Source organism: Stenotrophomonas sp. HMWF023 (genome assembly GCF_003060985.1).
Taxonomy (GTDB): domain Bacteria; phylum Pseudomonadota; class Gammaproteobacteria; order Xanthomonadales; family Xanthomonadaceae; genus Stenotrophomonas; species Stenotrophomonas lactitubi.
The window spans coordinates 1-7,471 of sequence record NZ_QAIJ01000290.1 but is presented as its reverse complement, the minus strand read 5'-3'; the positions used below and the strand labels follow the sequence as shown (position 1 = coordinate 7,471).

At 68.1% G+C, this 7,471-nt stretch carries 10 protein-coding genes; 7 read left to right on the top strand and 3 right to left on the bottom strand.

Features of this window, described 5'->3' with window-relative positions; genetic code table 11:
- Both DBR20_RS16360 and DBR20_RS16355 read left to right on the top strand, forming a co-directional pair.
- The coding region (locus tag DBR20_RS16360; RefSeq protein ID WP_258223399.1) for a chemotaxis protein CheB at window positions 1–886 on the top strand (886 nt) is incomplete at its 5' end.
- Complete coding sequence (locus DBR20_RS16355) at window positions 883–1,347, top strand: chemotaxis protein CheW (RefSeq protein ID WP_108266971.1); 465 nt, start codon at window positions 883–885, stop codon at window positions 1,345–1,347. The genes DBR20_RS16360 and DBR20_RS16355, both read left to right, overlap by 4 nt.
- A 101-nt stretch (window positions 1,348–1,448) precedes the next feature.
- Here the strand turns inward: DBR20_RS16355 and DBR20_RS16350 are convergent, their stop codons facing one another.
- Complete coding sequence (locus DBR20_RS16350) at window positions 1,449–2,186, bottom strand: 16S rRNA (uracil(1498)-N(3))-methyltransferase (protein ID WP_108266969.1); 738 nt, start codon at window positions 2,184–2,186, stop codon at window positions 1,449–1,451.
- Window positions 2,177–3,568 (bottom strand): adenosylmethionine--8-amino-7-oxononanoate transaminase, encoded by a 1,392-nt coding sequence (gene bioA / locus DBR20_RS16345; RefSeq protein ID WP_219927824.1) that lies wholly within the window; start codon window positions 3,566–3,568, stop codon window positions 2,177–2,179. The genes DBR20_RS16350 and bioA overlap by 10 nt, the downstream gene beginning before the upstream one ends.
- A gap of 77 nt (window positions 3,569–3,645) precedes the next feature.
- Here bioA and nudE point away from each other — a divergent pair, with 77 nt between their 5' ends.
- From nudE to DBR20_RS16320, 5 genes are all read left to right on the top strand, one after another.
- Entirely contained in the window at window positions 3,646–4,209 is a 564-nt protein-coding gene (nudE, locus tag DBR20_RS16340; RefSeq protein ID WP_088100969.1) for an ADP compounds hydrolase NudE, read from the top strand.
- Window positions 4,206–5,009 (top strand): 3'(2'),5'-bisphosphate nucleotidase CysQ, encoded by an 804-nt coding sequence (cysQ, locus tag DBR20_RS16335; protein WP_108266965.1) that lies wholly within the window; start codon window positions 4,206–4,208, stop codon window positions 5,007–5,009. Before nudE ends, cysQ begins: the two co-directional genes overlap by 4 nt.
- Window positions 5,010–5,023: 14 nt before the next feature.
- Entirely contained in the window at window positions 5,024–5,860 is an 837-nt protein-coding gene (gene mazG, locus DBR20_RS16330) for a nucleoside triphosphate pyrophosphohydrolase (protein WP_108266963.1), read from the top strand.
- The gene (locus tag DBR20_RS16325; RefSeq protein ID WP_089236521.1) at window positions 5,857–6,183 is read left to right on the top strand and encodes a YnfA family protein; all 327 of its coding nucleotides are present in this window, start codon (window positions 5,857–5,859) and stop codon (window positions 6,181–6,183) included. Before mazG ends, DBR20_RS16325 begins: the two co-directional genes overlap by 4 nt.
- A gap of 94 nt (window positions 6,184–6,277) precedes the next feature.
- Window positions 6,278–6,580: a DUF962 domain-containing protein gene (locus DBR20_RS16320; protein ID WP_089236520.1), complete on the top strand. Its 303-nt coding sequence runs from the start codon at window positions 6,278–6,280 to the stop codon at window positions 6,578–6,580.
- Window positions 6,581–6,613: 33 nt separating this feature from the next.
- Here the strand turns inward: DBR20_RS16320 and DBR20_RS16315 are convergent.
- Window positions 6,614–7,471: GDSL-type esterase/lipase family protein (locus DBR20_RS16315; RefSeq protein ID WP_108266961.1), on the bottom strand; the 858-nt coding region annotated here is incomplete at its 5' end.

Genomic DNA, 7,471 nt, shown 5'->3' with positions numbered 1-7,471 from the left:
CCTGGAACAGGCCCGTTCGTGGGCCGACGACGTGCCGGCGGATGGCCTCTATTCGCCGCCGGCACAACTGCACGAGCCGATTGCGCTGGAGCAGGTACTGGCGGCGCTGCAGCCGGTGCTGCCGGAGACGGCGACGCCGGCTGATGCAGCGCCTGCGCCGCCGCCGGTACCGGCAGCTCCACCGAGGGTGTTCACCGACCACACGGCCTGGTCGCTGGTCGACGAGGCCAGCGACGCGCCGGCAGATCCGCGTGCTGCTGCTACGGTCGCCACGCCGGAACCGGCATTCGACACCGAGCATCTTTCACTGGTCGACCTGGACGCCGCCGCACCCGCAGGCAGCCGCGCTGGTGCGCTGCTGGTACTGGCCGGTATCGGCGGTCCTGATGCGTTGCGCCGCCTGCTCGCGGCACTGCCCAGCGGGCTGGCCGTGCCAGTGCTGGTGCACATGCGCCTGGACGGCGGCCGCTACGGCAATCTGGTCAAGCAGATGGCGCGCGTATCGGCGCTGCCGGTGCAGTTGGCCGAAGCCGGACAGCGCGCCACCGCGGGCGAAGTGCACGTGCTGGCCGATGACATCGGCGTGCACGTCGCCGCCGATGGCCTGTATTTCCAGAGCGAAGCGCAGGGCATCTCGATTGCCGCGTTGTCGGCCGAGCACAGCGCGCTGGTGCTGCTCAGTGGTGCCGATCTGGCCCATGTCGGCCCGGCGTTGGACCTCGCCGCCGCCGGCGCCTGGGTAGCCGGGCAGGTGGGCGAAGGCTGCTACGACCCGGCTGCGGCGACGGCCGTGGTCGCCGCCGGCATGGTGGCCGGTGAACCACAGGAACTGGCGCAGGTGATCGCCGCGCGCTGGGGCCTGGATGACGACGGAGATGCCGCATGAGCTACGCCAGCAATGATGAGATCCGCGGCGTCCTGATCTCGGCGGGTGCCGAACGGGTCCTGCTGCCCAATGCAACCGTGGCCGAGATGATGTCGCGGGTACCGGTGCAGGCGGTGGCCGACGCTCCGCGCTGGCTGGTGGGTGAGATCGGCTGGCACGGCTGGCAGGTGCCCCTGGTGTCGTTCGCACGGCTCTCCGGGTTGGGCGAAGAGACGGTGGCCGGCCACAACAAGGTGGTGGTGCTCAAGACCCTCAGCGGCAACCTGGAGCGTCCCTACTACGCGCTGTTGACGCAGAGCTTCCCGCAGCTGATCTCGGTACCGCGTGATGGCCTGCTGGCCGACGCGTCCGAGGAAAACCTGCCCGACATCGTGCACATGCGCGTGCTGCTGGGCGAACAGAGCGCGCTGTTGCCGAATCTCGACGCGCTGGAAGCCGCGCTGGATTCGCTGACGGCGTGACCGGAATCCGCCGGGCATGGCCCGGCGCTACCGCAGGCGTTCCGGATATCGGGTAACGCCGGGCCATGCCCGGCGAGCGCAGCGGCCACCGGACCGGAGCCTTATCCTAGATCGCCCAACCGTGCCTGCAATGCCGCGATCGCGGCCAGGCCTGCGGTTTCCGTGCGCAGGATGCGTGGGCCCAACTGCAGGCCCTGGAAGCCTGCGGCCGCCAGCTGCTCACGGTCACGCGGCGACCAGCCACCTTCGGGGCCGATGGCGATCACCACGCCGCCGGCCGGCGCCGCCTGCAGTGTCGACAGCCGGTGCGCTCCCAGCGGGTCCAGGGTCAACCGCAACGTGTCGGCTGGCAGTGCCGCGCTGGCCTGTGCCAGCGACTGTGGCGGCCCGACCTGCGGAATGCGCGCACGGCCGGATTGCCCGCAGGCCGACTGCACCACGTTGTTCCAGTGCGCCACGCGCTTTTCCGCGCGCGCTGCATCCAGCTTCACCTCGGTACGCTCGGCATTCACCGGCACGATCGCGCTCACCCCCAGTTCGGTGGCCTTCTGCAGGATCAGGTCCATCTTCTCGCCGCGTGCGATGCCCTGCAGCAGGGTGATGGTCAGCGGCGATTCGTTGGCGATCGGCTGCACCTGGTCGATGCGCACCCGTACCTCGCGCTTGCCGGCCAGCGTCAGCGTCGCGGTGTAGTCGTGGCCATCGCCGTTGAACAGCACGCAGGTGTCACCTTCGCGCAGGCGCATCACCCGCACCAGGTGGTTGGCCGTCTCTTCCGGCAGGGTCACGGTCTGGCCGCTGTGCAGCGCCAGGTCGATGGGGCAGCGGGTCACGCGCATGCAATTGCCTCGTCGATGGCTGCCAGCGTCGTATGCGCCAGCAGCTCCAGTTGTTCGTCGTCCACGCAGTACGGTGGCATCCAGTACAGCACGTTGCCCAGCGGGCGCAGCACTACGCCGCGCTTCAGCGCGGCCTTGTAGGCATGCAGCCCCAGCTTCAGCCCCGGATCGAAGGGCGTGCGCTTGTCGCCGTTGCGGGTCAGTTCGAAGGCCACCACCATCCCGGCCTGGCGCACATCGGCCACGTGTGGATGGTCGGCGAACGGTGCGGCCAGGGTCCCCATCACCGAGGCGATGCCGCGGTTGCGGGCGATCACGTCATCGTCGTGGAAGATGTCCAGCGTGGCCAACGCCGCCGCACAGGCCAGCGGGTTGCCGGTATAGCTGTGCGAATGCAGGAAGGCACGTTCGCGCGAATCATCGAGGAACGCGTCGTACAGCGCCTGCGTGGCCAGCACCGCAGCCAAGGGCAGGAAACCGCCGGTCAGGCCCTTGGACAGGCACAGCAGATCGGGCATCACCCCGGCCTGCTCGCAGGCGAACATCGTGCCGGTGCGGCCGAAGCCGGTGGCGATCTCGTCGGCGATCAGGAAGGCGCCATGGGCATCGCACAGTTCGCGCACGCGCTGCAGATAGGCCGGATCGTGCATGCGCATGCCACCGGCGCACTGCAGCCGCGGCTCCAGGATCACCGCGCAGATTTCGCCCGGATGCTGGTCGAACAGCGTGGCCAGGCCGTCGGCGGCCTGGCGCGCGCGGTCGGCCGCACTCTGCCCGGGCTCGGCCAGGTAGGCGTCGGGCGAGGGCGCGAACAGGCCTTCGGCCAGCAGCGGCGCATAGACCCGGCGATACAGCGGGATGTCGGCCAGTGCGAGAGCGCCCAGCGTCTCGCCGTGGTAGCCGTTCTCCAGCGAGACGAAGCGCGTGCGCCGGGTCTCACCGCGGTTCTGGAAATACTGGAAGGCCATCTTCAGCGCCACTTCGACGCCGGCCGAGCCGTTGTCGGCGTAGAACACCTTGGCCAGCGGCGCGCGGCCGGGCTGGCGCGGCGCCAGGGCCAGCAGGCGTTCAGCCAGGGTGATCGCCGGTTCATGGCCGAAGCCGGCCAGCATCACCTGTTCCAGCTGCCCGGCCTGGGCGGCGATGGCACCGCCGATGCGCGGCTCGGCATGGCCGAACAGGTTGGTCCACCAGCTGCTGACGGCATCCAGGTAGCGGTTGCCGTCGTGATCGATCAGCCAGGCGCCTTCGCCACGGGCGATCGGCACCAGCGGCAACGTGTCCGGATGCTCGCGCATCTGCGTGCACGGGTGCCACAGGACCTGGAGGTCGCGTTGCCGCCAGTGCTGGACCAGCGGAGAGGGGGTTGGGTCTGCTAGCATTTCGGGCTCATGAACATGTTGCTGCCTGCACATTCTATCGGCCTCGGCGCATGCGCCGGTTGCCACGGAGATTCCGCATGAACGATGACCGCGCCAGGCGTCCTCTGCCGATCATCCATCGGATCACCGACGAGGAGAACGGGCCCTTCCAGCGCCAGCACCTGGATCTGGAGTTCTCCAATGGCGAGCGCCGCCGCTTCGAGCGCCTGGTCAGCCGTGGCCATGGCGCGGTGGTGGTGGTGCCGATGCTCGATGATGAAACCGTGCTGCTGGTGCGTGAATACGCGGCCGGCATGCATCGCTACGAGCTTGGCCTGGTCAAGGGCCGGATCGATGCCGGCGAAACGCCGGAGCAGGCCGCCGACCGTGAACTGAAGGAAGAGGCCGGCTATGGCGCACGGCAGGTCGACGTGCTGCGCGCGATGACCCTGGCGCCGACCTACATGAGCCATCAATCCTGGCTGGTGGTCGCGCGCGACCTGTATCCGGAGAAGCTGGCCGGAGACGAGCCGGAGGAGCTGGAAGTGGTGCCGTGGAAGCTGGCCGATCTGGACCAGCTGATGCTGCGCGAGGATTTTTCCGAAGGGCGTTCGCTGGCGGCCCTGTTCATCGCCCGCCAGTGGCTGCAGGGAGCACGATGATCAAGCTGACCACGGAACTGCGCGAGACCGCGATCGCCATCGCCCAGGAAGCCGGGCAGGCCATCATGCAGATCTACAGCAACGGTTTCGACGTGACACTCAAGGACGACGACAGCCCGGTCACCGCTGCCGACCTCGCTGCCGACCGGGTGATCCAGCAGGGGCTGCGGCAGCTGACCCCGGACCTGCCGATCCTGTCGGAAGAGTCGCCGCTGGTGCCGTGGGAGCAGCGTCAGCATTGGGGCGCCTACTGGCTGGTCGACCCGCTTGATGGCACCCGTGATTTCGTCAAGCGCAATGGCGAATTCAGCGTCAACATCGCATTGATCTACCAGGGCGCCCCGGCCTTCGGCGTGGTCCAGTCGCCGGTCACCGGCATTGTCTGGCACGCGATGCGGGGCGAGCTGGCGTATCGCCGGCAGGGTGTACATGACACCTTGCTGCGTACCCGTACACCCGCGACCGCGCCGCTGCGGGTCGCCGCCAGCCGTTCGCATCGCTCAGCCGAAACGAATGCGTTGCTGGCCCGGATGGGCGACATCGAGACCGTGGTGCAGGGGTCTTCGCTGAAATTCTGCCGGATCGCCGAAGGCGGACTGGACGTCTATCCGCGGCTGGGCCCGACCTCCGAATGGGATACCGCTGCCGGCCAGTGCGTGCTGCACGCGGCCGGCGGTGCGGTGCTCTCGGTCGGCACCGGTAAGCCGTTCCGCTACAACCGCCGGCCGACGCTGTTGAACGGTGAGTTCATGGCGCTGGGCGATACCAGCCTGCCGTGGCGGGACTGGTTGTCCGATTGATCCTGGAGAAACACATGAGCACGCACGACACCCCTGCCACCGGCACTGCCAGCGTGGAGCTGGAGCGCCTGCTGGCCATCATGGCGCGCCTGCGCGACCCACAGGGCGGTTGTCCCTGGGACCTGGAACAGAACTTCGCCACCATCGCCCCTTACACGATCGAGGAAGCCTATGAAGTGGCCGATGCGATCGATCGGGGCGACCTCGACGACCTCTGCGATGAACTGGGCGACCTGCTGCTGCAGGTGGTGTTCCATGCGCGCATGGCCGAAGAGCAGGGGGCGTTTGCCTTTGCCGAGGTCGCGCGCGCGATCAGCGACAAGATGCAGCGGCGCCATCCGCATGTCTTCGCCGACGTCAGCGTCGACGATGCTGATGGTGTGATGCGCAACTGGGACGCGATCAAGCGCGCCGAGCGCGCTGCCAAGGGCGAGCAGGACACCTCGGCGCTTGCGGGCATCTCGCGGGGATTGCCGGAATGGCAGCGGGCGGTGAAGCTGCAGTCGCGCGCGGCCAAGGTCGGCTTCGACTGGCCCGGTCCGCTGCCGGTGCTGGACAAGGCGGCCGAGGAGCTGCAGGAACTGCGCGAAGAGTTCGAGCGCGGCGATATCGCCGGCAACAAGGCGCGCCTGCAGGAGGAACTGGGTGACCTGCTGTTCGTCTGCGCCAACCTGGCGCGGCATGCGGACATCGATCTGGGCGCCGCGCTGCGTGGGGCCAACCACAAGTTCGAACGTCGCTTCCGTTCGATGGAAGCGCAGGCCGAGGCACACGGCGATTCGCTGGCTGCACTCGATCTGGATGCACAGGAAGCCCTCTGGCAGCACGCCAAGGCCACGGAAAAAGCGTGAAAACGCTGGGTCTGTTCCTGCTGACCGCGCTGGCCGAGATCGTCGGCTGCTACCTGCCCTGGCTGTGGCTGCGCAAGGGCGGCAGCATCTGGTTGCTGCTGCCGGCGGCGGCCAGTCTGGCGTTGTTCGCCTGGCTGCTGACCCTGCACCCGACTGCCAGCGGCCGCGTTTACGCCGCGTATGGTGGCGTGTACATCGGCACGGCGCTGTTCTGGCTGTGGCTGGTCGACGGCATCCGTCCCAGCCGCTGGGACATGCTGGGTGCCGCGCTTTGCCTGGCCGGCATGGCGGTGATCATGTTCGGGCCGCGGCAGCCGGGGTAGTTCGCGGAGGTGTAGAGTCGAGCCGTGCTCGACCGCCGATCGCAAAGGTAGCCGGGCATGGCCCGGCACTACCCTCAACGAACGGAGCATGCGCATGTCCCGCTTCGCCAGCTTCCGCGAGTTCTACCCGTTCTATCTCAGCGAGCACCGCAACACGGTCTCGCGTCGCCTGCATTTCATCGGCAGCTGCGGTGTGCTGCTGCTGGTCGCCTCCGCCGTGCTGCGAGGGCAGCCGCTGCTGCTGTTGGCTGCACTGGCCTGCGGCTACGGCTTTGCCTGGGTCGGCCACTTCTTCTTCGAGAAGAACCGCCCTGCAACATTCCGCCATCCGCTGTATTCCTTCATCGGTGACTGGGTGATGTTCGCCGACATCCTGCGGGGCAGGGTGAAATGGTGATGTTGCCCGGGGAGCTGGCCCGCGCTGTGTGATTCAACGCGTCGTGCAGCCCAGCATCGCCAGATCGATCGAGTCGGCCATGCGCCGGTAGCCCTCGTCGTTCGGGTGCAGGTGATCGCGGGTAATGTCCGCCGGCAATGATTCCGGCTGTTTCGGATCACGCAGCGCCGCATCGAAATCCACCACGCCATCGAAACCGGTGTCCTTGCCACGCGCCCACTGGTTGATCGCGGTGCGGGTGGCGGCCGATACCCGCTCGTAACGCTCCGAATCGCCGAAGGGTGTCAGTGTGCCAAGATGAGCGCGGATGCCATGCGCATGCAGCCGTGCGGCCACCTGGCGGTAGCCCAGCAGCATGTCCGCCGTGCTGCGTCCCGGCAGCGGCTGTGCGCCGCCACCGTGGCGGATGTCATTGATGCCTTCGAACAGGATCACCTGGTCGGCGTCGGCAACCGCGATCACGTCGCGATCCAGCCGCGACAGCGCGCTGTGGCTGCGGCCGTGGTCCAGCAGCTTGTTGCCGCTGATGCCCTGGTTGAGCACTACGAAGCGGTCCGGGCAGGCCTGCTGCAGACGCTGGCCCAACCGCTCGGGCCATTGGTTGAACGAGCCACGCGAGGCCGTCGCGCCCTCGGTGATGGAATCACCCAGGGCTACGATCACCTGCGGCCGATCCGCGCGCTGCACCAGCACGGCTGAGAACACATTCTGCTGATAGCCCACGCGCACGCTGTCGGCCACCGCATCCTGCTTTCCGTCGGCCACACGCACCACGGTGCGGCGCACCGCAGGGCGGGTGGGCTGCGGGAAGTACGCGGTCACGCTGATCTCCTGCAGGGCGGCGACCTGCAGCGGCAGCGCATCACTCAGCAGCGCTGCACCTACCGGTAC